Consider the following 22539-nt stretch of genomic DNA (forward strand, 5'->3'; position numbering starts at 1 on the left):
TTTATGCCTTTGCAAGATCAATAGGGGTTTAGAATTGAGTGCTATTTTCTTTTTGGAAAGAATTTCATTCAGGGTTAAGCAAAAGCTGCCTTCCGTCGGGTAGGAGTACATTTGCAGCCACTTGGCAAGAATCGATCAACTCATATGTTAACTGGTGAGTGACCTGTTTTCCAACTCCACGCCCAATAGTCCAAGTTTCAGTTCCGGCAACAGGGATTAATTCATTTTTTTGAAAGCAAGTGGTTAGCATTAACCTATCAAATGGGATATCAATTGAAATTTCCCTTCCCACAGGATTCATTCCTTCCATGGTTCCACCTGACATAATTCCAATAGAATTTGAAATCAAAGGCGCTTTTGTATGCTTAAGATTCCCTGTCAGTTTGGTAGTCAGATCCTTTTGGGTTTTGATCGTTAGAGGATTGAAGAACTCTGTTATTTCATTTCCATTTTCCGAAGAGAAATTTCTAATTCCGCGAATTGTATCTCCTTCGAAGGAATAGTTATCATACGACATCGCCCAATTTGCAGTAGGTGTACTACTAATAGAAAATTCTAAAATCAATTTGCCAGACCTAGTTAAGGTGCCAGATTGATCGCATTCGTTTTCAGAATTAAAATCAAGTATCACTTTCTTAGTATCATCTTCTATTAGGAGTGATGGACATCCCGGTAATGTGCTTGTAGAATCCATGGCTTGGTATTCTTCAAAACTAAGAAGGCCAAAATAAAGACTTTCGCTCCATGCTTTAGAGGTTTCGAATAGTTGCAAAGCTTCCTGAGGTAGATCTGTACCAATTACTTTATCCGCGTCTTCTTGACAGCTTGATGAAAGGACTAGAATTAGGATATAGAAAAAGTGGAATCTTTTCATTGGTCTAATTATTTCATTTAAAACTCCAGTTGAATCAAGAAAGACAAGGGGTTTTTCCATTGCGTTTTCATGTTTCATTCTTGATCTCTTAAGAATTGATAGGACAAAATCAAAAACTTTTCGATTCGAAAACTTCCTTTCAATTACTAGGCCGAATGCCTATCTTGGCTTAGAATGAATCCAAAATATTTATGAATTATTTAAACGGTATGCTTCGCGATGGAGCTTTGGAAGGTAAAAATATATTAATTACTGGAGGAGGGACCGGTTTAGGCAGGTCAATGGGGGAGTATTTTTTGGAATTAGGAGCAAACATTATAATTACCAGTAGAAAATTGGATGTATTGACAGACACAGCCAATGAAATGATGTCCCAAAAGGGAGGAAAGGTTATTCCTTTGGCATGCGATGTTCGTGAGATTGAACAAGTGGAAGAGATGTGGGCAAAGGCAATTGAAGCTGTTGGTCAAATTGATGTGGTCTTAAACAATGCCGCGGGAAATTTCATCAGTCCAACAGAGCGGCTTTCTACCAATGCCTTTAATACTGTTTTGGATATTGTTCTAAAAGGAACTTCTCAAGTAACCCTGACAGCGGGTAAATATTGGATAGCAGAGAAGCAACCTGGAGTATTTCTAAATATAGTGACTACTTATGCTTGGACGGGTTCAGGATATGTAGTGCCTTCTGCAGCTGCTAAAGCGGGAGTTTTAGCGATGACTCGGTCATTGGCAGTGGAATGGGCGAAATATGGGATTCGATCAAATGCCATTGCTCCAGGGCCATTTCCAACAGAAGGGGCTTGGAGTCGATTATTGCCAGGTGATTTGGTAAAAAAGTTTGATCCAGCAAAGAAAGTACCTGTAGGAAGGGTTGGTGAGCATCAGGAATTGGCTAATCTAGCCGCATATCTTGTCTCCGATTTTTCTTCTTATGTCAATGGTGAAGTTATCACCATAGATGGAGGAGAGTGGCTGAAAGGAGCTGGGGAATTTAATAATTTGGATCAAATACCTGAGGGAATGTGGGACATGATGGAGGCTTCCAGGGGAAAAAAGCCATGAGCCCCAAAATCGTTTGGGGCTATCTAAAAGCTAAATGGAAAATCAGGAATTCTTAGTGTCTCTTAAAGAGGTCTTGCTTGGCTCTGCCTCAAAATTCTTGTTTTGATTCACAGATTCTTTAATGTTCTTTTTAAGAGCTTGATCCAATTGAACCGTCTCTTTTTTGATGATATCGACTATTCTTTTGGATTCTACTGATTGTTGTTCGATATCCAGAATATCAATTAGCCCTAAAATATTTGCTACACGGGCTCTCAGTGTGTGAGACTGCTGAAAGGCGAGTTCTTTCAGGAAAAACTGATGTTCTTTCATCCATAGATCCTGTTTCTTTTTTTCTGTGATATCCAAGATAATTCCTTGGACCTTTTTAGCCTTTCCTTCGGAATTCCATTGAATAGTTTTACCAAAAGCTACGACCCAAATGGTCTGGTTTCTTTTTGATATCAATCGAAATTCTTTTTTAAAAGGAATACTGCCACTTGACCTAAAATGATTTGTCAAGTCCGAAGTTAAAAGATGATAATCCTCCTGATGAATATGTTTCTCCCATGTGATTTTGCCAAGGGTTTCTATTTCTGATTCAGTATATCCTAGGACCTGAGCTAATCCGGAACTAATGGTGTTGACTTTATCAAAAGGATTGAATTCCCAGAATCCAAGCAATTTATCTTCTAATATAGTGTCGATGATTTCAGAGGAAGATTCATCGTTATCCATGAAATCTCCCAGCTTGATATTGTAGGGCTTTAAAGGATCAACCGGATGCCCCAATCCTAGACAGGTTCCAAAATCCTCCGATATGAAGAAAAATTCCCATTTAGTCTTTAACAAATTGCCTGGTGGGTAATTGATTTTTTGAAGGTCAACCATAAAAGATTGGTGGTGGTTGTTCCAAGCTTTTATTCTATTATTTTCATATTTTACCCAATCGGTTGAAAGGAAACAATCTGAAAAATGTACAGGTTTTTTAGTCTTTTCAAAGAGTGATGGAATAGGCCCAATGCCAGAATCGGAACTAAGAACAAGTCCAGTTCTATCAAAGGTCACTTGCATAAAATACTCCGAAGTGATCGCTAATTGACTTAAAACTTCTAAGGCTTTGGTATTAATCATTGATCAAATGTAAAATAAAATATCACTAATTACATTAAATATTATTTAAAATACATAAAAACATATATGAAATGATTGAATATGATTTAAATCTTAATAGAAGCGAATTCGGAAATCCCACAAATGAAGGAAATGTGATTTCAAAGGAGGAAGCAATCTCACTTTTAGATGAATGGGTTTTAAATGAAAAACTGAAAGTTCACATGAAACAGGTTGGACATTTGATGAAGAGTTTTGCTGCTCAAAAGGGCTATTCTGAAGAAATTCAACATCAATGGTATTTGGCAGGGATTCTCCATGATGCTGATTGGGATCAATGGCCAGATCAGCATTGTAAGAAAATCATTGAAGAACTTGAAAAAAGAGAAATTGATCCAAAAATCATTCGGGCGATCGCCTCACACGGGCCAAAATACTTTGGTGTAGAACCAGAGACGGAAATGGATAAAATGCTTTATGCATTTGACGAACTCAGTGGCTTTATCCACGCCTATTCCTTGATGCGGCCCACAGGTTACCAAGGTATGGAAGTAAAGGGTGTCAAGAAGCGATTAAAGGATAAGACCTTTGCTGCTCAGGTAAGCAGGGAGGATATCCAAGATGCCTCCGAAAGAGCAAAGATGAGCATGGAAGATTTGATTAGATTTGTAATTAATCATCAAATTAATCCAACTGAATAATGAATTAGGTTAATTAGTATGTAAGAATTTTTTAAATTGATAAGATTTTTCACTAATAATTAAATTTTATGACAAAAAGGTTTTGCCTAGTGGTTATGCTTCTTTTCTTCAGTTTTTTGGTGAAAGCACAAGAAAAAATAGTGGATACCACCGCAATCATGATTTTAGATAGAATGAGCTCAATTTTTGGAGAATTGGGTTCTGTAGGTTTTACCTCGGAGATGTCCAAGGATGTGGTTTATGCAGAAAATTTCTTTATCAAGGTGTTTTCCAAAACTGATGTAAAAATAAAGGGTCCTAATAAGTTTTCGGTAAGGATCCATGGTGAAAATAAAGAAGATCAATATTCCTACAATGGGGAGGAAGTTGTCTATTTTTCATTCAAAAACAACATATATACAGTGGCAGATGCTCCGGATAATTTGATTGAAACGATTGATTGGCTTTATGAGGATTTTGGAATAGAGTTGACGACCGCTGACTTTTTGTATCCTAGTTTTTCTGAAGATTTTGTTTCTAACATGGACCATGTCGAGTATTTAGGAATGGCTGAGATCAATGGTAAGCCGGCTTTTCATGTTGCTGGGAGCAATGATTCTATGACTGTACAAATTTGGGTTTCGAATGATAATTATTTTCTGCCAATGAAAACTGTCATTACTTACTTTGATGGAGCATATGCGCATCAGCATCAGACTGATTTTTCAAATTGGATATTGAATTCAGAATATCCGGATACAATTTTTGAATTTTCTCCTCCTCCAGGCGCAAAGCAAATCACCTGGATGTCACAAAATTAACCCCTAAAAAATATTGTTATGAAAACTTTAAAATTTAAAATATGGGTTTTGGGGATTGGTATTGCAAGTTTGATGATGTCGACTGAGCTTGCCAATGCTCAAAGAATGAGAGGGGGAGGGGGGAGAGCAGCTGCAAGACCAGCTACCACTCGACAAGCTCCTTCGAGACAAATGAATCGGCCTACTACAACTAGTAGACCTGCGACCAGCAGACCTACTGCAAGCCGAAACAATTCGAGATCTTCGAGCAACCAAATTTCACGACCGAAAAATTCAAGCAACAAACCTACCCTAAATGGAGGTTCTAATAGAGTGACTTCCAAAAACAACAATAATAGTAAAGTTGCCAATATTAAAAATAACAACGTTGGAAATGGAGGTAGAAATAACATTGGGAATGGCGGAAGAAACAATGTAAATGTTAACAATAACAATGTTAATATCAATGTAAACAATAGGAATAACGTCAATATTAGAAACAATAATGTAAGGAATTATAGACCTTATAGGCCTCCATATAGACCATATCCTAGACCTCCTTATGTTTGGGGAGGATTTGGCTTTAGCTGGTTCAGACCCTATTATTATCATCCCTATACTCCATTTTATTGGGGTCCAGTTTGGCATCCTTGGGGCTTTTTGGCTGCTACAATAGCCGTAACTGCTATAGTAGTCTCGGTAGATGATAAAGACTATAATTATGATGAAGGGGTATTTTATGTAGAAACTGATGACGGGTATGTGGTAGTTGAAGCTCCTCAAGGGGCAACTGTAAAAGTTATTCCGAAGGAATCAAAAGAAGTGGAGGTGAGCCCTACAGTGAATAATTACTATTATGGTGGGACATTTTATGAAAAAAGTGATGGTGGGTACACGGTGGTTCCTCCACCTGCAGGGGCAGTAGTCGATGCACTACCAGACGGCGGTGAAGAAGTTAAAGTAGGAGATCAAACTTATGTGAAAATTGGAGATACCTACTATATGCCAGTACAGGAAGATGGGAAAGATATGTATGAAATTGTGCAAGTGGAAGAAGTGGAAGAATAAAGAAGAGTTTTGATTTTAATGAAAAAGGCCTCAATTGAGGCCTTTTCTATTTATTCTTCATCTGCTTTAACTTCGGATAAAGGTCTGAAATTACCTTCTGGTAATTGCTCTGCCACCTCGTCCTTTTCGTATGGGAATACCTCAACGATTGGGCTTTCTACGATGTCTGGTACTCTAAAGCTAACCAGCATGTTGTTTAAACTTTCCTGAATTCTATCGAAGGCTTCTTTGATATCAGAAGCAGTAACGATCATATATTGAGTTACTTTCTTTTCTTTCCCACTTTCTCCATCAGATACTAAATAGGAAATCTTGCATTTGTACCAGATGTCAGCGTCCTCATAGTAGAAAACATCAACAATATTACTCTTACTCAGACCAGTGATTTGAAAATCTCCACGGATCTGAGATCCTAAACGGTCATAAATTATTGCTTCGGCCTCAGTAAATGATACTGCATCCACCAAATATTGCTCAGAGATGTTTTTCAACAACCCTTCTTCATTTTCCTTAGCGTATTTTACTTTACACAAAAACCAAGTTCTCATCTTTCTTCTTATTAAATCGTGAATCTAAATCTTATCGGTTGAAGAACCATATGTTTCATGTTAAAAGTACCCTACTAAAAAATCAATAATAACTAAGTGGTTGATAATTAGACCGATGTTTTAGATGGCTAAAATCTGTTGAAAAATCTTTTCACTCTATTGAAATGAATTGGTGAGGGTTTGATAAAAACTGTAAATTGAAACGAAATAGTTGAGTATGCGCGATAAAATCTGGTATAGTTTTCCAGTACAACTTCTTTTACTTCACTTTAGAAAAAACCTAGCTCTAATTTTTATCTGGATTATGCTTTTAGGCATTATTCTGGAAAAATTTGGTGTGGTGTTAGGGATTCCATTTCTTTTTTTAGATCCTGAATACCTTCATCAGGTTTCTTGGATCAGTTTCATGATGGTGGGAATTGGTTTTGCCGTATTGACTATGGCTTTTCACATGACCACTTATATAATGGATGGCAGTCAGTTTAAATTTCTGGCGGTTTTACCAAAACCATTCATCCATTATTGCATCAATAACTCGATCATCCCAACTGTTTTCTATTTGATCTATTGTATCCGGTTTATCCTTTTTCAGCTAGGAAACGACCTAGATTCAGAATGGATAGTGGTCAGATATTTTTTGGGTTTTGCAGGGGGAAGTCTCCTGACTTATGCTCTAATTTTTGGCTATTTCGCCATTACAAACAAAGACTTTTTTATCCTTTTTGCGGGTTCTGTGGACAAGAGACTTCGAAAAGTTAGATTGACTCGAGCTAACGTTATCAGCCAATATAAAGAGCTAAAAACTAAACAAGACAAGGTTTTGTATTTCCTAAATCTCCGCTTGGGATTGGAAAAAGTAAGGCCTGATATTTCCAGGTTCGAAGGAACAAAACTGTTAAGGGTTTTTGATCAAAACCATTTGAATTTATTTCTAATTCAGGTCTTTTTGATTCTTTTTGTCTTGTTTCTGGGATTTTTTAAGGAAAAGCCAATTCTTCAGCTACCCGCCGCTATGAGTGCGACTTTGCTCTTGGCAATATTAGTGATGTTAGTTGGGGCGGTCAGTTTTTGGTTAAGAAAATGGTCCACACCGGTCGTTATTGCAGCACTTTTCTTATTGAATTACTTCTCTAATTTTTCATTCTTAAACAGACCTCATGAAGCATTTGGTTTGAATTACAAGATCAAACCTGAATTATACAACCTTCAACGTCTGGATCAATTACTTCATCCAGATACAGTGGCAAAAGACAGAAAAAAAACCACTGAAATTTTAACAAATTGGAAAGCAAAATTCCCAGATGAGATAAAACCAAAACTGGTATTGATTGCGGCAAGTGGAGGGGGACAAAGGGCTGCATTGTGGACTCTCCACGTGCTTCAGTCCATTTATAAGATTCAGGATGGTGAGGTGATTAAGCATACAGAACTGTTTACTGGTGCTTCTGGAGGAGTGATAGGTGAAGCATTTTTCAGGGAAATTTATCTTAGGTCTCAATCTGATAAAACGATTGATCCAAAAGATCCTAAATACCTGGATCAGATTTCTGCAGATAATCTCAACCCTATTATTTTTACACTTTTAGTAAACGACTTATTAATCCGAAATCAATATTTTGACTATGGAGGTTTTAAATATTTGAAAGACCGGGGTTTTGCTTTTGAGAATCAATTAAACCTTAATACTGAAGGAATCATGGATAAGCCGATTTCGGCATATCGTGAACCAGAGAGTAAAGCAATAATTCCGATGCTCCCAGTGACTACATTGATCACAAATGATGGGCGAAAATTGGTGATTTCACCAAACTCTATGTCATATCTGGGCACCTCTATGCTGGATAGAACTGGGATGGATGAGAAAAAACAATCCGTTGATTTTATCCGATTTTTTCAGGACCATAATCCTCAAAATTTAAGGTTTTTATCAGCTTTGAGGATGAGTGCTACTTTTCCATTTATAACTCCAAACATCCAACTCCCCTCAATCCCTACCATGGAAGTGATGGATACAGGGCTTTCTGATAATTTTGGAATTCAGGATGCACTTCGATTTATGTATGTATTCCAAAAGTGGATTTATGAAAACACCTCTGGTGTGGTTTTAATAACTATCCGAGACTCTGAAAAATCCACAGAAATACCTCCGACTACCCCTCCCAAAATTCTTGAGAAAATCTTTGTTCCTTTAAAAAATATCTATTCCAACTGGGACAATATCCAGACAATCCAAAATGAGGTATTATTCAATTACATGGATGAATCAATGCCATTTGATGTGGAAAAGGTAGAGTTTGAATATGCCCCTGAGAAAGTTCAGGCGGAAGAACTGAGCGGAAGCCAGGAGACTATGCAGCGAGCTTCTTTAAACTGGAGACTCACGGCCCGAGAGAAGAAATCTATTTTGGCAAGTATTTTTACAAAGAAAAATCAGAAGAGTATTCAAAGATTAGAAGAGATTTTTGAAATCAAAAGTCCAACTTCAGAACCTGATTCAATTCAATAAGCAATGCCGATTTTTTTGTAAACAAAGTGCATGAGCCAAGCTGGCCCGATCAATAGAAACTGGACATCCTTTAGAAATGAAGGTTTTTTACCCTCTATTTTATGTCCCCAAAACTGAAAAACCCAAGCTAAGGCAAAAATTCCTATACTAACCAACCATAATTTACCGGGTAATGAAATGTTGATAAAATTAGCTAGAGCCATACACATGGCAGAAAAAAAGAACATCCCCAATGCCAAAGGAGGCGAAAGCGAGACATAATAAATCAAAACGATTACCAAAACAAAAGTGGCCCAATTGGCAAAGCCCTCTAAAAACGGAAGGAATTGATGAATGCTTTCAGCAGGGATCGAATAAATCAAACCCACTATGCTGAAAAAAATTGACGGGACACAAATCCAATGAATCAACTTGTTAGTTTGATTTTGATGGCTTAAACCATACTCATATAGCAAAGCATCTATTTTCCTCATGGTATTTTGGGATTAATTCAACTAGATTTAATATTCAAATTAATAAATCTAGTTATCATTCAGATAAAGTGAATAGAAAATGTTTAGCTATTGGGAACAAAAGAATTTTTTGAAATATGATCTGATAGTGATCGGTTCAGGATTTGTCGGTCTATCTACGGCAATTCACTTTGCAAAAAAGCATCCAAAAGCCTCTGTTGCAGTGCTGGAGCGAGGTATATTCCCTTCAGGAGCTAGTTCTAAAAATGCAGGATTTGCCTGCTTTGGAAGTTTAACGGAAATCTTGGATGATTTATGGCACATGAACCAAGAAGAGGTTTTGTCATTAGTCAAAAAAAGACACCAAGGACTTCAACAAATCAGAAAAAAATTCGGTGATAAAGCTTTGGGATACCAGGCTAGTAAGGGCTATGAATTATTGAGTGATGATCAATTAGGTGCGTTGGACCAATTGGAAGGAATAAATAAGATGCTCAAAAAGCTTTTTAAAGAGGATGTTTTTTCTGAGGTCAAAAATAAAGAGAAATTCGGTTTTGCTGGAAGTGTAAAAAGTGTGATTCAAAATAAATTTGAGGGTGAACTGGATCCGGGGAAGTATCTGAGTTGTCTTTGGAAACTAGCAGGAGAATTAGGAGTGAGGTTGTTTACTGGAGTGAATGTAGAAGAAGTAGATGTGGAAACTGGTGTTCTCAAATTAAGTGACCAAAGGAAACAGCAAACTTTTGAGCTGACAGGAAGTCAGGTAGCCATTTGTACCAATGCTTTTACCAAGCAATTGTTGCCGGAAACTCCACTTGAACCTGGAAGAGGGTTGGTTTTGGTGTCTAAGAAACTGGACTTTGAAATACCTTGGAAAGGCAGCTTTCACATGGACAAAGGCTATGTTTATTTTAGAAAAATCGATGGGAGATTATTGTTGGGGGGAGCAAGAAATATAGATTTTGAAGGAGAGAATTCAATAGACTTTTCTGTCAATCCAAAAATTAAATCCCATCTGTCAGATCTTGCTCAAAAGGTGATATTTCCGGCAAAAGAAATTCAATGGGAGTATGAATGGACAGGGATTATGGCATTTGGTGATAAGAAACTTCCTATTATTCAATCGGTAGGAAAAAAAGGTGCCATCGCCGTTCGACTTGGAGGAATGGGAGTTGCCATTGGCTGGCAGGTTGGAAAAGAGATTTCTAAGCTGATTTCTGAAAAATAAAGTAATTTTTTTTGATTAGATTCAAACCTTAAATTCACTAACCAGCTATTAATGGAAGGAACTGTACGTGCCCCAAAGGTTTTTGACGCCCTTATTCCCCTGATTTTTTTAATAATTCTACTTGTCATAAATATTCAAGTTTTCGGAACTGATGGACTTTCAGGATCCAATCAAATTGTATTGATTCTATCATCCACTGTAGCTGCAATAGTCGCAATTTTCCGATTGGGATACAGTTGGGAAATCCTTCAGGACGGAATCATCAAGAGTATCAGTTCAGCAATGTCCAGTATTTTGATCTTGTTTTTGATCGGTGCATTGGCAGGAACCTGGCTTTTGAGCGGGATTGTTCCCGCGATGATTTATTATGGTCTCCAAATCCTGAATCCTACCATATTTCTTGTAGCAGCTTGTATTGTAAGTACCATTGTATCCGTAGCAACTGGTAGTAGTTGGACAACAGTAGCTACTGTTGGTGTGGCGCTTTTAGGAATTGGAAAAGCCTTGGGCTTTGATGAAGGGATTATTGCTGGAGCGATCATTTCAGGAGCTTATTTCGGGGATAAAATGTCTCCATTGTCCGATACAACCAATTTGGCACCAGCAATGGCAGGAACAGATTTATTCACACACATTCGGTATATGGCTAAAACTACCGTTCCGTCGATGACGATCACTCTTATTCTATTTATAGTCATTGGGTTCAATTATGAAACCAATGGCTCTGTAGATGATGTGAAAGCCATCTCTGTGGTGATTCTTGAGAGATTTAATATCAATGGTCTGCTGTTCATCGTTCCAGTTGTAGTCTTAGTTTTGATTATTAAAAAAGTACCTGCTATCCCAGCATTGCTTGCAGGAGCTCTTTTAGGTGGAGTATTTGCTTTAATTTTCCAACCTGAAATAATCGCTTTGATCGCGGGGGAAGATGGAAGCTACGCATATCAAGGTTTTAAAGCTTTGATGATGTCCATGTATGGAGAAATAAGCATAGTGACTAGCAATGACGTGGTCAATGAATTGTTGGTGACTGGAGGAATGGCAGGAATGCTTAATACCATTTGGTTGATCGTTTGCGCCATGGTATTTGGAGGGATTATGGAAGAAAGCGGAATGCTACGTGTACTAGCTGAAGCAATCATTAGAAAAGTCCATACCATTGGTTCATTGATTGCATCCACTGCTGCAACATGTGTGTTTTTCAATATTACTACCTCAGATCAATACCTTGCTATTTTGGTTCCTGGCCGAATGTATGCAGATGTTTACAAGAAAAGAGGACTAAAACCTGAGAATTTGAGCAGGACTTTAGAAGACTCAGCGACAGTAACATCCGTTTTGGTTCCTTGGAATACCTGTGGTGCTACCCAAGCATCCGTTTTAGGAGTTGCCACTTTAGTATATGCCCCGTACTGCTTTTTTAACATCATCAGTCCGTTTATGACAATTTTATATGGGTATTTTAAAATTGGGATAAACTATTACGAGAAAGAAGAAGAATTAGCATGATCCCATTAAGGATAAGTAAAGAAGAAATAAATCAACTCCCGCTTGGTCAGTTTGAGGGGGAAATGTTTTTGATAGATCAGCAGGAAGATGTAGAGGAGGTTGCTGAATTTTTATTAAAACAGAGAATCATTGGATTTGATACAGAAACCAAACCGGCATTTCGTCGTGGAGTCATCAATCCGGTAGCTCTTCTTCAATTATCTACTTCAACTCAGGCTTTCTTATTTCGTTTGAATCTGATAGGTGGCTTTCCTGATGCCATTCGAAATGTGTTGGAGAAAGAATCGATTGTAAAAGTTGGCGCTGCTGTCCATGATGATATCAAAGGATTGGCAAAGTTGACTGATTCCTTCTATCCGCAATCATTTTTTGATTTGAATGATGAGTTGAAAAAGGTAGGGTTCCATAACGTAGGAGTCAGAAATCTTTGTGGAATGGTCTTAAATATGAGAATATCAAAGGCGGAGCAAGTTTCAAATTGGGAAGCTGAAGAATTAACTGAAAAGCAAAAAAGGTACGCTGCTACAGATGCTTGGGCTTGCTTGGAGATCTTCCAAAAATTAAAGTCCGAAGGATATTTAGATTCGCTTTTTAAGTAAGAATTTCCAACTCTTCGATTTCCTCTAAGCTATCTAAAAGAATAGTTTCGATTCCTTTTCGGAACTCAATCGTCATTTGACAATCTAACCCCATTTCCTGATCAGTAATTTCCAGCTCATGGGTCTTTACTAATTTCATGACTTCATTCATGGAAGGATATTGAAATCTAATTTTGACTGTTTCTAATACCTTTTCTTCCACAATGACATTTTCCTCTATTGCCATTGCTGCTGAAGTTTTATAGGCTTGGATCAGTCCACTCATTCCCAGTTTAGTTCCTCCAAAATACCTCACCACAACGATCAGAATATTTGTCAGATTGTTTGACCTAATTTGACCAAGAATAGGGTCACCGGCAGAATGATTTGGTTCTCCATCATCTACAGCCCGAAAAATATCAGCGTCTTTTCCCAGAGCATAAGCATAACAATGGTGGCGGGCATCGTAATAAGTCTTTCGTAACTCAGCAAGCTTCTCTTTGATTTGATCTTCTGTTCTTACAGGAAAAGCGAAATAAAAAAACTTACTACTCCGGTCTTTGAAAAGACCCTCACTCACATTTTGGATGGTTAAATACGTATCGTCTAATTCCTCTAGGTTCATGAAATGGGAAGCCTTTGCATAGTTAATTCAAAAGCTAAATTAGAAATTTAACTTTTGAGTAACCTTAAATCCATTCTAATTCTATTAATTTTAAGTCTATTGCTGAATTGTGAAAATGAAAGTTGAGTTGACAGAAAAAGTACCTACAATCTTTGATTTTCCTGGAGAATCCAGAGAAAGTGGTGATATAAATTATTGGGATCAGGAGCATCTCTTCCCAAATGGGATTCAAAGGTGCTTTTGGGTATCAAAAGTAAAGCCGGGTGAAACAAGAGGGAATCATGCCCACTATCAAGAATCCCAAGTATTAGTTGCAATTCATGGAGAATTAGAAATAGAAGTGACTTCAACAGAGGGGCAGAAGCAATTGTTCAAATTGGAAACTTTCTCGAGAGGGCTTTTCATTCCTCCTTTGCATTGGGTTTCAGTAAGCTTTTCAGAAGATGCCATATTGTTGGCACTTTGTGATCAGAAATATTCAGAAGAAGATTATATCAGAGACAAAAACGAATTTGACCACTACAAAAAAAGAAATCAATAAAGGGTACGAACTACTTGTCGAGCCTTCCCGGGTATTCCCAAAGGATTATTTGATTTCAAATTTTCCTCTGGATAGTTCTACGGAACTTATGGATTTCTTTTTGCTCAAAAAGAATCGGAAAAAGGCATTTATAACGTTTGCTATTAGTTCTCAAAAACAGGCTGTTTCCCTTCCAAATGCTCCATTTGGAGGTTTTTTTATTTTAGAGAAAATACACTCTGAGTCGATTGAATGGTTCATTTCCCGCATCCTATCTTATTTAAATGAAAGAGGGATTTCTTCCGTCGAAATCATCAATGCGCCTAAACCTTATGAAGAAAATCATGACTTGATCAATTACTTGCTTTTCAAAAATGGTTTTCGCCAGGAAAATATTTTAAGCCATCAGTTTTTCTTGGGGAAAAAGAAAATCAAAAAGTGGTTTTCACAAGAACAGGCGCGTTTTGAAAGAAAAATAAATGAATCTGGAATATCAGTTTCATGTGCATCGATCAATAATTTCAGTTTCCTTAAGTCGATTAAAGAATGGAATAGAGATAGAGGATTTGTGGTGAAAGTAGAGGAAAATCGGATTATCCAACAAGTGGCTGAATTTCCGGAAAGGTATTTTTTGATAAGCCTGTCACACCAAAATCAAATTATCGCGCATTGTCTCGCGGTTAAACTTTTTCCGGATACGATCTATTATTTCTTGTCGGCTATTGATCCAAAAACAGCGGTTAAGAATGTAGGTGAAATTCTTTTATACCAACTTTTCAAACTTGCGGCAGAACAAAAAGTTAAATTGATTGATTTAGGATCATCGGATTTGGGTGAAAAGGCAAATCATCCTTTGCTTTTTTTTAAATCGAGATTCTCAAATGACTATTCCAATAAAATCACCTGGACTAAAATGATTTGAAATGGCGAATTCAGACTTGGTTTCTATCATTTGTATTTGCTTCAATCATGGAGAATGGATTGAGGAATGCCTGGAAAGCGTCAAGTTGCAGGATTATCCTTACAAGGAATTATTTATCATAGAAAACGGGAGTTCTGATGATTCTTTGGATATTATCCAAAAATGGATAAAAGAGAATTCTTCTTCGCTTAAAATTAAATTAATCAGTCATTCGGAACCCCAGCCGTATCTGAAAGCTTTCAATGATGTTTTAAAAGGCTTAGAAAGCCAATATGTCATCGATCTTGCTGGGGATGATGTTTTGTATCCTGATCATTTATCGATTTCTATTTCAATATTAAAGACTTCAAGAAATACCGCTTTTGTTTTTTCGGACGCATACATTCTTGATGAAAATCAAGTTGTAAAAACATTCTACAAAAGGACCACCAGTGGGGAGTTGGTTCATGAAATTGAGACCAGAAAAATTTACGAGACGATTGTCCAAAGTTATTTTATCTGTTCACCAACAGTAGTTTTTAATCGTCCTATTTTAGTGAAAGAAGGTGGATACGATGAAAATCTGAGTTATGAAGATTTTGATATTCAGGTCAGGCTGGCAAGGAAATACCCTTTGGAATTTTCCGATCATGTAGGGGTTTTGAAACGCAAACATGCTGATTCACTATCTAGTAATCAATACCTTCCTTACAAGTCTAAGATGTTGCCAAGTACTTTATTGGTATGTCAGAAAATCAAGGAAATGAATGAGAATGAAGATGAAAATACTGCCTTGAAAAAGCGAGTGATGTTTGAATTAAAACATGCACTTTGGTCTGCTAATTTTGAAGTGGCAAAAGGATTTGTAGCGCTAGGAGAGGAGATAGGGATAAAAAGCCCGCTATTTTTATTTTATAAAATCTGGCAAAGATATAAAGTGGATATATCAGGAATTTATGTGAAAATCACCTAATTACCCCACTACTACTTCCACGAGTTTTTTATCCTTGTAGTACTTTTGCGCCAGTGCCTGAAGATCGTTTGCTGTGAAGCTTTTCAAGTATTTCAGTTTATTGAAATAATAGCTGAAATCTAGCCCAGAATGATGCACCGCTCGAAATCTATCCATCAAATCAAAAGGTGAACTAAATCGACTAAGCATTTGCCCAATCATATAATTTCTAACTACTTCAAGCTCATCATCCTGGATTGGTTGATCAGCGAGTTTATTGATTTCATGATAGATTTCATGTATTACTTCTTGGTAAAATGCTTTTTGAACATCCGCTGAAATCACCCAATATTCTGAAAGACCAATTTCTGCCAAACTTGAATAAATTCCATAGGTATGACCTTTGTCTTCTCTGATGTTTTTAATCAGCCTTGAACCAAAATACCCTCCTAAAATCGTGTTGAGGACCGAAAGGCCGATAAAATCGGGATGTGATTTTGGTATAGAAAAACTGCCCATTCGGATACTACTTTGCACAGCATTTTCCCTCGATTCTATCCATTGCAAATTGGTGATTATCTCTGGAATCAACACTTCTTCACTTTCTTTTCTATTTGGTATTGCTGATAGTTGATCGGAGATTTTTTCAAGTTCTGAATTAGAGAAGTTTCCGCTGACAAAAACTTCAATGTTTTGCCATAGCATTTCACGATAGTAAAACTCCAATCTTTCGACGGTAATTTCATCAACATGACTTTCTATCGGTTCTGCACCATAAGGATGATCAGAACCGAAAAGAGATTTCCTGAAAAGTTGACCAGCTCTGAGGGCTGTTTTTTCTTTTTCCAGCTTCAGACCTAATCGTTTTTGCGATTTTCTTTTTTCAAGGCTTTCCAAAGGAAAGATGGCTTCGGTAAATAACTCAATAAAAACAGGCAGAACTGCTCCCAAATGTTTTTTGGTAGTCAAAAGCCCCAAGCCTTCGTGTGCAAAGGATAAAATAGGATTGACTTCACTTGCGTGAAAATCAAAGAATTCTGCAATTTCTTCGCTGGATTTTGATTTGATCCCTTCTTGAAGAAGAATTAGTGTGAAGGCAGGAATGAGATTTTGAGAGATTGGAAGGGAAGCTTTATTCCCTTTTCCTATCACCTCAATTTTCACAACATCAAGAGTTGGAGTGTTATTAAAAAACAATCGAGCACCATTGCTCAATTGAGTTTCAAAGGGAGGGGAAAGTTCAAAATCCTCCGGAACACGAAATTCGGGAGCTTTCGACCTATCTAATAGCATTATTGATTCGGAATTGTATAAAGTAAGGAGAAACGTAAGGTTTCTGCTAGTGGGTGATTTTGTTTTTGAGGTACTAGGTAGGAAAAGTCAAACCCGATTCTTTTCAAATCGAAGCCCAGACCCATGGTAAAATATTTTCTACCACCTTTACTTTGATTCTCAAAGAAATAACCTGTTCTCAAATTAAACTTTTCTGCATAGGTGTATTCTACGCCAAAGGAAATTGTAACCTCTTGTACCTCTTCAGAAAATCCTCCAGGAGCGTCAGCAAATGAGCCAAACATACCAGAAATCAAAGGACGATTAGGGTCTTTCCCTTGACTGATAACCAAGTTTCCATCTTCGTCAGTTACTAACGTTCCGTCTTCATTCATTGCATAAATTGGAGGTGTTGGAACCAGCAGTTTGTTAAAGTCCAAAGCAAAAGTCAAGGTGTTCATTGGATTTAACTCCATCGAATAAGCAGTTCCCACACGAAGGTTGGTTGGGATGTAGTCTAAATCGTCAGCACTGTTATAAGTAATTTTCGGACCTATATTAGAGATATTGATACCCCAGGACCAAGTGCCTTCATTGGCTCCTGAATAGATTGGCTTTTCATAATATAAGCCAACATCTGTTCCGACACTGATTCCTGGCCGGCTTTCATTTCCTCCAGAAGAAGAAATATTTCCGGATAAGTTGGAGTGAATAAATCTGGCCGAGATACCCAGTGCAAGATTGGAGGAAAGTTTTCTGGAATAAGTTCCGCCGATGGCGATATCTCTTGGATTAAATTCTCCCAGCTCATTTCCTTTTCCATCAGTAAGCTGAATATCTCCCATGTTGAAATACCTCATTTCAAATCCAAAAGCAGAAACTTCATCGATTTTGAAAACTCCCGTTAAATAACTTAGAGACATGTCATTCACAAGCTTACCTAGCCATGGAGAATAAGAAAGGGAGAATCCCATATCCTCTTTGATAAAAGCAAGTTTACCTGAATTCCAGGCAGCAGAATTAGCGTCAGGAGATGTAGCAACTCCGACATCACCCATTCCTGAGTGCCTGGAATCAGGTGCGAAGTTCAAAAAAGGCACAGCAGTAGTGATCACTCTCCTCGTTTGATCCTGACCGGAAATAATCGTGCTGTTCTGAGCAAAAGTTGTAAAACTAGCCAGGGTGAAAACGAGTAGGAGTATGTTTTTCCTGTTTCTAATGGCCATTATTTTCATTTAATAACTAGTTGACCGCTTGCAACCGCCATGGAATTATCGGTTTCTGACTGAAGCGTTATTTTGTAAATATAAGTTCCTTTTGCTGGATATTTTGTTTGGTTTTGTAAAAATATCCATGATATATCATCTATCTGAGATGAGGCTCTGATCAAACGTCTTGATTCTGTAAATATTGTCTGACCTGTAGATTGATATATTGAAATTGTAACTAGTAAAGTTTCTCCAGGTCTATTGTGATCAATTAAGAAATTACTAACAGCATTTGTTGGATTTGGGAAGGTAATATGTCTAAGTATTTTCAGGTCCTCGCTTCCCTTTACCATAATTTCGACCTGCAAGATACTTTGATTTCCTAAATTATCCCAAGCCTCAATTAGAATTTGGTTTTCTCCTTCATTTAAACCTGTTAGTAAAAACTCAAGACTTCCGCTTTTGAAGTCATTATCGGCAGCATAAAATTCATCATTTAATTTAATAAAATCTCCGCCATTAATTTGAATTTTAATTTCTTGCCCAGGCGTCTGACCAGAAATGTCAATGCCGCTGATATCTTTTAAATCAATTTTGGTCAGTAATGTTTGAGAAGGAAATGCTTGGGATGATGGTGCATTTCCGTTAAAATATATTTGAATCTCAGGACCTTCCTCATCTAAAGATGAATCAGCTCCCTCCGAGACACTGTATTTTTCTGATCCATATGATTCAACTTTAGTTTGCGGATTCATTGCAACCATTCGGATTTGACTGTAAAATTCCTCTTTCCTTGAACTTGTCGGTAAAAAGAATTTGGAAATAAACTTACCGTCTTGTACCTCTCCCTTACCTCTAAAAAGAACTTCGGATTGTTCCCTATATTGAAAAGATGGGTTTTCATCTCCCAATGTTTCTATTGAAGAAGGATACCCAGGAATTTCGATTTCGTAAGTCCCTTGGTAACCGATTTGATTCGATTCTGTCAAAGGATCAATGATTTCCCCCTCTAATATCACCTCTTGACCTCTAGGGATATTCTCAAGTAAAGTGCCTTTAGAATCTTTGATAGATTTAATTCGGATTCCTAAATCAGGCTCCGCTAATCTCATACTGGGATCCCCGATCAAAGTGAAATTCCTATTTAAAGGCCCATTTAAACTTTTGTTTTTGGTGTTTTTATAAATGCTTCCTAAATCCTGACTTTGATTGTTTTCTTTTTTGAAAAGCTCTTGAATGAAAGCTTCATTGATTGAAAAATTTACGCTAGAAAACACAGGTCTCCCAGTACTAAAAAGTGCAATTGCTCCTTTTCCTTTAGCAATAAGTAATTCTTCCGCAGCTGATCGAATAAAAGGGCTGTCATGCCTCCCAAACTCACAGGTTGCGGTCACCCAAAGGGCTAGATTCTTTTGCTGGGCCCAATTTTCGATATCGGAAACTTTGAAAATTTCTTCCGCAGTCAGGGTCGTTTCGTTTCCATGGCCTATGTAATTCAAAACTAAAGTTCCTTCTTCTAAAGTTTTTTCCAAAGCAGCTTTAGCTTGGGGAGATTGTTGTCTTTCACCTGATTTTTCTTGCTCGAAACTGTCCAGATATATTTTGTCCAGTTTGATTTCAGGAGAGCTGTTCATTAAAAAGTTTGCATGTCGCTCTGCATCGCGCATGTGAATATTATTATCTCCATCATCCACTAAAAATGTCAAATCCCTTTTCCAGAATCCCGATTCAGGTTTGGTTTCATAGGCAATGATTTTATTGACAGCGATAAGTGCCTCTTCAGAATTGATAACAGGTATCCTTCCTACTCCTATCTGTACTAATTCATCTCCTTCTTTTGACTCCTCCCATTTCCCTTGTCCAAAATCCACCAAGCCAAAAAAATCATCCGAACTATAAGTGGTCAATGGATTCAGACTATTATCACTCGTATAAATTGGGATCAAATTTGGCCTTCCGCCAAGTTTACCTTTATAATCAAAAGTGCCTTTGCCTAAAATCAATACATTTTTCAATGATTTGTCTGGTTGAAATCTCGAAGCGATAAAATTTCTGATGGCAACCAGATCTCTATTTCCATAACCAAAAGACTCGTAAATGTCAGAGATATCAATGGCCTCTGTCGAGATTCCCAAAGCTGTTTTGTGATTTTTTAGCTTTTCTGCAGCAAATGATAAGGATTTTGGATAAATAATCAGTAATTCAGCGCCGGAGGATTCACGTAAGGAAATGCTGATTTCTTTAGTTTTGGGAATTTCCTTTACTTCATCTGGATCAAATACGATGAGTTTAGAAAGACTTACATCAATATTTTCAGATAAATCTAATTGGATGGGGTTATAAAAATCACTGATATCCCAATACGAAAAATCGGGTTTTGGATAAATGGATAAAGGGCTATTTGCCCATTGAAAATAAATTCCCGCTTTGAGTTGGTCACTGGTAAAAGGGATGCCAAGAACCAAATTATCCCAATACGCGGAACCATTTAAATCCGAGCTTTGGAACCGAATCCTGATTCTATCAAGTTTCGAATTTTCAGGTGTCAGATCTAAATCAATTTCATTTTCAATTCCTTTTATACCATAAGTTGTGGCAGGGATCGGGTCAAAATTTAAGCTTAAAACACTAATATCATCTGTAAGAATTTCTAGGGTAGAAGGAGATACGGCGCTTGCCATAAGGTTTCCAAAGAGTTTCCAAGGTTCCCCATTTTTGTTTTCAGTAAATATTGAAATCGTTCTGGAACTTCCAGGGAAAATCGGTTCCGAAAACCAGGTTTTGCCTGAGTTTAAAATGTTCTTTTCCTCTCCTTTAAAAGCCTTTAATTGGTAAAGGGTACTAGGTGTTTGATTGCTTTCTGTAGGTTTTTGAATCGGAATCTTCTTTCCCTGCCTTCCTACCTCAATCAAATAACTTAGGCTGTCAGCAAATAAGTGATGTCTATAAGCCCATCCATTTTCGGGCTTTTGGTTAAAAACATGTGGCCCTTCTAAAAAGAAGAGAACCTCATCGCCATTTACAGAAATTGGGATTTCCTGTAATTCTAATTGCTCTTGTTCCAGAATTTGAGGGAGCATCCCGGGATAACCATAAATGGAAATGTCATTTGCCGAGCTTGCGCCAAGGTTAGCAAGAAGCTGAGGAGTGAGTTTATAGACGCCGGATTCCGTGATTTTGAAAGAAAAAAATCTGCTTTGAGAATAGGAATTCCAACAAAAGAATAGACTAAGAAATACTAAGAATATTTTCGTCCTAGAGTTGGTTTTCATTCACTTCCGATTGCATTTTCCACAAGAGACAATCCAATATACGAAAGGATGATTAATGGGATGCCTGCCAACCCCAACCAAGCAAATAGTGCCAAGCTGATTCCTATTAAAGAATACCGGAATTTGTTTTTGGAAAATGAAAATGATTTGAATTTCAAGGCTATCAAAGGAATTTCAGAAACCAAAAGGATAGCCAATGTCACAGCAATCCCAACAAGAAAAAAAGGCGCTGTAACGATTGTCCCGATTTTAGGCCAATGGATTGCAAAATGAGGCAATGTACTTACAAATAATGCAGATGCTGGAGTAGGAACTCCTATAAAGCGGTCTGATTGGCGGGTGTCGAGGTTGAATTTAGCCAATCGAAATGCTGAAAATAAAGGAAGAATTAAAGTGCAGTAAGGAAGCCATTCCAATTGACTTGTTGTTTTTGCCATGGCAAAGAGAATAAAACCAGGAAGCACGCCGAAAGAAACTAAATCTGCCAAAGAATCCAGTTGCTTTCCCATCTCACCTTGAACTTTTAATAATCTTGCAGCAAAGCCATCTATAAAATCAAAAAATGCTGACAATAGGATAAACCAGGCACCGGAAACGATGTTTCCATTGAGTACCCATATGATGCCAATCATTCCTGAAAGCAGATTCAGTAAGGTGACAGCGTTTGGTATTTGGGATTTGATTTTCAATAGATTGCTCTTTCACCCACAAAAGGGTTGTGAATTTTTTCGTACCCGATGGTTGTTTTTGGGCCATGACCAGGATAAGCCACCGTTTCGGAAGGTAAGGAAAACAATTCCGATTTAATTTTACTGAGAAGTAAATTATGATTTCCGCCTGGTAAATCTGTGCGACCTATGCTTCCTTTAAATAAAGTGTCCCCTGCAATAAGTTGGTTAGACTCCTGATGGTAAAAAACAACATGGCCAGGAGCATGACCAGGTACAAAGATTATTTTTAGAGTTTCATTGCCTACGGATACTGTCTCTCCTTCTGCCAGAAAGCCATCAGGTTCAGAAGCTTCATATCCTTGAAATCCATAATTAGGGGCATACACTTCCACTGATTTTAAAACCTGTAAATCTTCCTGATGAATATAAAGAGGCGCACCAAAAGTTCTTTTTGCCCAGGCATTTCCCAAGACATGGTCAATATGGCAATGTGTATTTAGAATTTGCCTGATTTTAATCTGGTTTTCGTGAATAAAATCCTTTAGTTCCTGTCTTTCAGATGCTTCATAACAGCCAGGATCAACCAGTGCACCTTCACCTGTTTCATCATAGAGCAAATAGGTGTTTTCCTGAAAAGGATTGAATGTAAAAGACTTGATGTGAAGCATAGGAATTGTTTTGTGCCAAGGCAACAAAATAAAGAATTATACCTTTAATTT

General features: G+C 37.4%; 21 protein-coding genes. 11 read left to right on the forward strand and 10 right to left on the reverse strand.

What is annotated here, in order from left to right:
• Positions 1-64: 64 nt before the first annotated feature.
• Positions 65-874, reverse strand: coding sequence for a hypothetical protein (locus tag FHS59_RS02295; RefSeq protein WP_184492793.1), 810 nt, complete (start codon positions 872-874; stop codon positions 65-67).
• Between the two features lie 191 nt (positions 875-1065).
• Between FHS59_RS02295 and FHS59_RS02300 the strand changes: the two genes are divergently transcribed.
• The gene (locus tag FHS59_RS02300; RefSeq protein ID WP_184492794.1) at positions 1066-1938 is read left to right on the forward strand and encodes an SDR family oxidoreductase; all 873 of its coding nucleotides are present in this window, start codon (positions 1066-1068) and stop codon (positions 1936-1938) included.
• A gap of 42 nt (positions 1939-1980) precedes the next feature.
• On the opposite strand, the gene FHS59_RS02305 is transcribed toward FHS59_RS02300, so the two are convergent.
• On the reverse strand, positions 1981-3051 hold the full coding sequence (locus tag FHS59_RS02305; protein WP_184492795.1) for a PAS domain-containing protein: 1071 nt from the start codon (positions 3049-3051) through the stop codon (positions 1981-1983).
• 71 nt (positions 3052-3122) lie between these two features.
• On the opposite strand from FHS59_RS02305, the gene FHS59_RS02310 reads away from it, so the two are divergent.
• The 3 genes from FHS59_RS02310 to FHS59_RS02320 all read left to right on the forward strand — a co-directional run bounded on the left by FHS59_RS02310 (position 3123) and on the right by FHS59_RS02320 (position 5578).
• Positions 3123-3731 (forward strand): HD domain-containing protein, encoded by a 609-nt coding sequence (locus FHS59_RS02310; RefSeq protein ID WP_184492796.1) that lies wholly within the window; start codon positions 3123-3125, stop codon positions 3729-3731.
• Between the two features lie 68 nt (positions 3732-3799).
• Positions 3800-4531, forward strand: coding sequence for a DUF2092 domain-containing protein (locus FHS59_RS02315; RefSeq protein WP_184492797.1), 732 nt, complete (start codon positions 3800-3802; stop codon positions 4529-4531).
• Between the two features lie 18 nt (positions 4532-4549).
• On the forward strand, positions 4550-5578 hold the full coding sequence (locus FHS59_RS02320; RefSeq protein ID WP_184492798.1) for a DUF6515 family protein: 1029 nt from the start codon (positions 4550-4552) through the stop codon (positions 5576-5578).
• A gap of 50 nt (positions 5579-5628) precedes the next feature.
• Here FHS59_RS02320 and FHS59_RS02325 read toward each other — a convergent pair whose 3' ends face one another.
• A complete protein-coding gene (locus FHS59_RS02325; RefSeq protein WP_184492799.1) occupies positions 5629-6126 on the reverse strand; it encodes a DUF4494 domain-containing protein in 498 nt (165 codons plus the stop codon).
• Between the two features lie 217 nt (positions 6127-6343).
• On the opposite strand from FHS59_RS02325, the gene FHS59_RS02330 reads away from it, so the two are divergent.
• On the forward strand, positions 6344-8632 hold the full coding sequence (locus FHS59_RS02330; protein WP_184492800.1) for a patatin-like phospholipase family protein: 2289 nt from the start codon (positions 6344-6346) through the stop codon (positions 8630-8632).
• Here FHS59_RS02330 and FHS59_RS02335 read toward each other — a convergent pair.
• A complete protein-coding gene (locus FHS59_RS02335) occupies positions 8626-9105 on the reverse strand; it encodes an Mpo1 family 2-hydroxy fatty acid dioxygenase (RefSeq protein WP_184492801.1) in 480 nt (159 codons plus the stop codon). The two genes, FHS59_RS02330 and FHS59_RS02335, sit on opposite strands and share 7 nt — an antisense overlap.
• A 79-nt stretch (positions 9106-9184) precedes the next feature.
• On the opposite strand from FHS59_RS02335, the gene FHS59_RS02340 reads away from it, so the two are divergent.
• Genes FHS59_RS02340 through FHS59_RS02350 form a run of 3 tightly spaced genes read left to right on the forward strand, consistent with a single transcriptional unit; the run spans position 9185 to position 12420 of the window.
• Positions 9185-10312 carry an NAD(P)/FAD-dependent oxidoreductase gene (locus tag FHS59_RS02340; protein ID WP_184492802.1) on the forward strand — a complete coding sequence of 376 codons (1128 nt, stop codon included), beginning with the start codon at positions 9185-9187 and terminating at the stop codon, positions 10310-10312.
• 51 nt (positions 10313-10363) lie between these two features.
• Positions 10364-11821, forward strand: coding sequence for a Na+/H+ antiporter NhaC (gene nhaC / locus FHS59_RS02345; protein ID WP_184492803.1), 1458 nt, complete (start codon positions 10364-10366; stop codon positions 11819-11821).
• A complete protein-coding gene (locus FHS59_RS02350) occupies positions 11818-12420 on the forward strand; it encodes a 3'-5' exonuclease (RefSeq protein ID WP_184492804.1) in 603 nt (200 codons plus the stop codon). Before nhaC ends, FHS59_RS02350 begins: the two co-directional genes overlap by 4 nt.
• Here the strand turns inward: FHS59_RS02350 and FHS59_RS02355 are convergent.
• The gene (locus FHS59_RS02355) at positions 12413-13024 is read right to left on the reverse strand and encodes an IMPACT family protein (protein ID WP_184492805.1); all 612 of its coding nucleotides are present in this window, start codon (positions 13022-13024) and stop codon (positions 12413-12415) included. The two genes, FHS59_RS02350 and FHS59_RS02355, sit on opposite strands and share 8 nt — an antisense overlap.
• A 115-nt stretch (positions 13025-13139) precedes the next feature.
• On the opposite strand from FHS59_RS02355, the gene FHS59_RS02360 reads away from it, so the two are divergent.
• From FHS59_RS02360 to FHS59_RS02370, 3 genes are read left to right on the forward strand one after another with little or no spacing between them, the layout of a single operon-like run.
• Entirely contained in the window at positions 13140-13565 is a 426-nt protein-coding gene (locus FHS59_RS02360; protein WP_184492806.1) for a sugar 3,4-ketoisomerase, read from the forward strand.
• The gene (locus FHS59_RS02365) at positions 13537-14466 is read left to right on the forward strand and encodes a GNAT family N-acetyltransferase (RefSeq protein WP_184492807.1); all 930 of its coding nucleotides are present in this window, start codon (positions 13537-13539) and stop codon (positions 14464-14466) included. The genes FHS59_RS02360 and FHS59_RS02365 overlap by 29 nt, the downstream gene beginning before the upstream one ends.
• Position 14467: 1 nt before the next feature.
• The gene (locus tag FHS59_RS02370) at positions 14468-15418 is read left to right on the forward strand and encodes a glycosyltransferase (RefSeq protein ID WP_184492808.1); all 951 of its coding nucleotides are present in this window, start codon (positions 14468-14470) and stop codon (positions 15416-15418) included.
• Here FHS59_RS02370 and FHS59_RS02375 read toward each other — a convergent pair whose 3' ends face one another.
• Genes FHS59_RS02375 through FHS59_RS02395 form a run of 5 tightly spaced genes read right to left on the reverse strand, consistent with a single transcriptional unit; the run spans position 15419 to position 22488 of the window.
• A complete protein-coding gene (locus FHS59_RS02375; protein ID WP_184492809.1) occupies positions 15419-16690 on the reverse strand; it encodes a M16 family metallopeptidase in 1272 nt (423 codons plus the stop codon).
• Complete coding sequence (gene porV, locus FHS59_RS02380) at positions 16690-17904, reverse strand: type IX secretion system outer membrane channel protein PorV (protein WP_184492810.1); 1215 nt, start codon at positions 17902-17904, stop codon at positions 16690-16692. Before porV ends, FHS59_RS02375 begins: the two co-directional genes overlap by 1 nt.
• The gene (gene porU / locus FHS59_RS02385) at positions 17901-21149 is read right to left on the reverse strand and encodes a type IX secretion system sortase PorU (RefSeq protein WP_184492811.1); all 3249 of its coding nucleotides are present in this window, start codon (positions 21147-21149) and stop codon (positions 17901-17903) included. The genes porV and porU overlap by 4 nt, the downstream gene beginning before the upstream one ends.
• Positions 21146-21838 carry a CDP-diacylglycerol--serine O-phosphatidyltransferase gene (gene pssA, locus FHS59_RS02390; protein WP_184492812.1) on the reverse strand — a complete coding sequence of 231 codons (693 nt, stop codon included), beginning with the start codon at positions 21836-21838 and terminating at the stop codon, positions 21146-21148. The genes porU and pssA overlap by 4 nt, the downstream gene beginning before the upstream one ends.
• Positions 21835-22488, reverse strand: coding sequence for an MBL fold metallo-hydrolase (locus FHS59_RS02395; RefSeq protein WP_184492813.1), 654 nt, complete (start codon positions 22486-22488; stop codon positions 21835-21837). The genes pssA and FHS59_RS02395 overlap by 4 nt, the downstream gene beginning before the upstream one ends.
• Between the last annotated feature and the right edge of the window lie 51 nt (positions 22489-22539).

The sequence above is a fragment of the Algoriphagus iocasae genome, from assembly GCF_014206875.1.
Classification (GTDB): Bacteria; Bacteroidota; Bacteroidia; order Cytophagales; family Cyclobacteriaceae; genus Algoriphagus; species Algoriphagus iocasae.

Excerpts from the sequence above, each read along its gene's own strand:
- FHS59_RS02295 (WP_184492793.1), bottom strand. The coding sequence starts at position 874 with ATGAAAAGATTCCACTTTTTCTATATCCTAATTCTAGTCCTTTCATCA.
- FHS59_RS02300 (WP_184492794.1), top strand. The coding sequence starts at position 1,066 with ATGAATTATTTAAACGGTATGCTTCGCGATGGAGCTTTGGAAGGTAAA.
- FHS59_RS02305 (WP_184492795.1), bottom strand. The coding sequence starts at position 3,051 with ATGATTAATACCAAAGCCTTAGAAGTTTTAAGTCAATTAGCGATCACT.
- FHS59_RS02310 (WP_184492796.1), top strand. The coding sequence starts at position 3,123 with ATGATTGAATATGATTTAAATCTTAATAGAAGCGAATTCGGAAATCCC.
- FHS59_RS02315 (WP_184492797.1), top strand. The coding sequence starts at position 3,800 with ATGACAAAAAGGTTTTGCCTAGTGGTTATGCTTCTTTTCTTCAGTTTT.
- FHS59_RS02320 (WP_184492798.1), top strand. The coding sequence starts at position 4,550 with ATGAAAACTTTAAAATTTAAAATATGGGTTTTGGGGATTGGTATTGCA.
- FHS59_RS02325 (WP_184492799.1), bottom strand. The coding sequence starts at position 6,126 with ATGAGAACTTGGTTTTTGTGTAAAGTAAAATACGCTAAGGAAAATGAA.
- FHS59_RS02330 (WP_184492800.1), top strand. The coding sequence starts at position 6,344 with ATGCGCGATAAAATCTGGTATAGTTTTCCAGTACAACTTCTTTTACTT.
- FHS59_RS02335 (WP_184492801.1), bottom strand. The coding sequence starts at position 9,105 with ATGAGGAAAATAGATGCTTTGCTATATGAGTATGGTTTAAGCCATCAA.
- FHS59_RS02340 (WP_184492802.1), top strand. The coding sequence starts at position 9,185 with ATGTTTAGCTATTGGGAACAAAAGAATTTTTTGAAATATGATCTGATA.
- nhaC (WP_184492803.1), top strand. The coding sequence starts at position 10,364 with ATGGAAGGAACTGTACGTGCCCCAAAGGTTTTTGACGCCCTTATTCCC.
- FHS59_RS02350 (WP_184492804.1), top strand. The coding sequence starts at position 11,818 with ATGATCCCATTAAGGATAAGTAAAGAAGAAATAAATCAACTCCCGCTT.
- FHS59_RS02355 (WP_184492805.1), bottom strand. The coding sequence starts at position 13,024 with ATGAACCTAGAGGAATTAGACGATACGTATTTAACCATCCAAAATGTG.
- FHS59_RS02360 (WP_184492806.1), top strand. The coding sequence starts at position 13,140 with ATGAAAGTTGAGTTGACAGAAAAAGTACCTACAATCTTTGATTTTCCT.
- FHS59_RS02370 (WP_184492808.1), top strand. The coding sequence starts at position 14,468 with ATGGCGAATTCAGACTTGGTTTCTATCATTTGTATTTGCTTCAATCAT.
- FHS59_RS02375 (WP_184492809.1), bottom strand. The coding sequence starts at position 16,690 with ATGCTATTAGATAGGTCGAAAGCTCCCGAATTTCGTGTTCCGGAGGAT.
- porV (WP_184492810.1), bottom strand. The coding sequence starts at position 17,904 with ATGAAAATAATGGCCATTAGAAACAGGAAAAACATACTCCTACTCGTT.
- porU (WP_184492811.1), bottom strand. The coding sequence starts at position 21,149 with ATGAAAACCAACTCTAGGACGAAAATATTCTTAGTATTTCTTAGTCTA.
- FHS59_RS02395 (WP_184492813.1), bottom strand. The coding sequence starts at position 22,488 with ATGCTTCACATCAAGTCTTTTACATTCAATCCTTTTCAGGAAAACACC.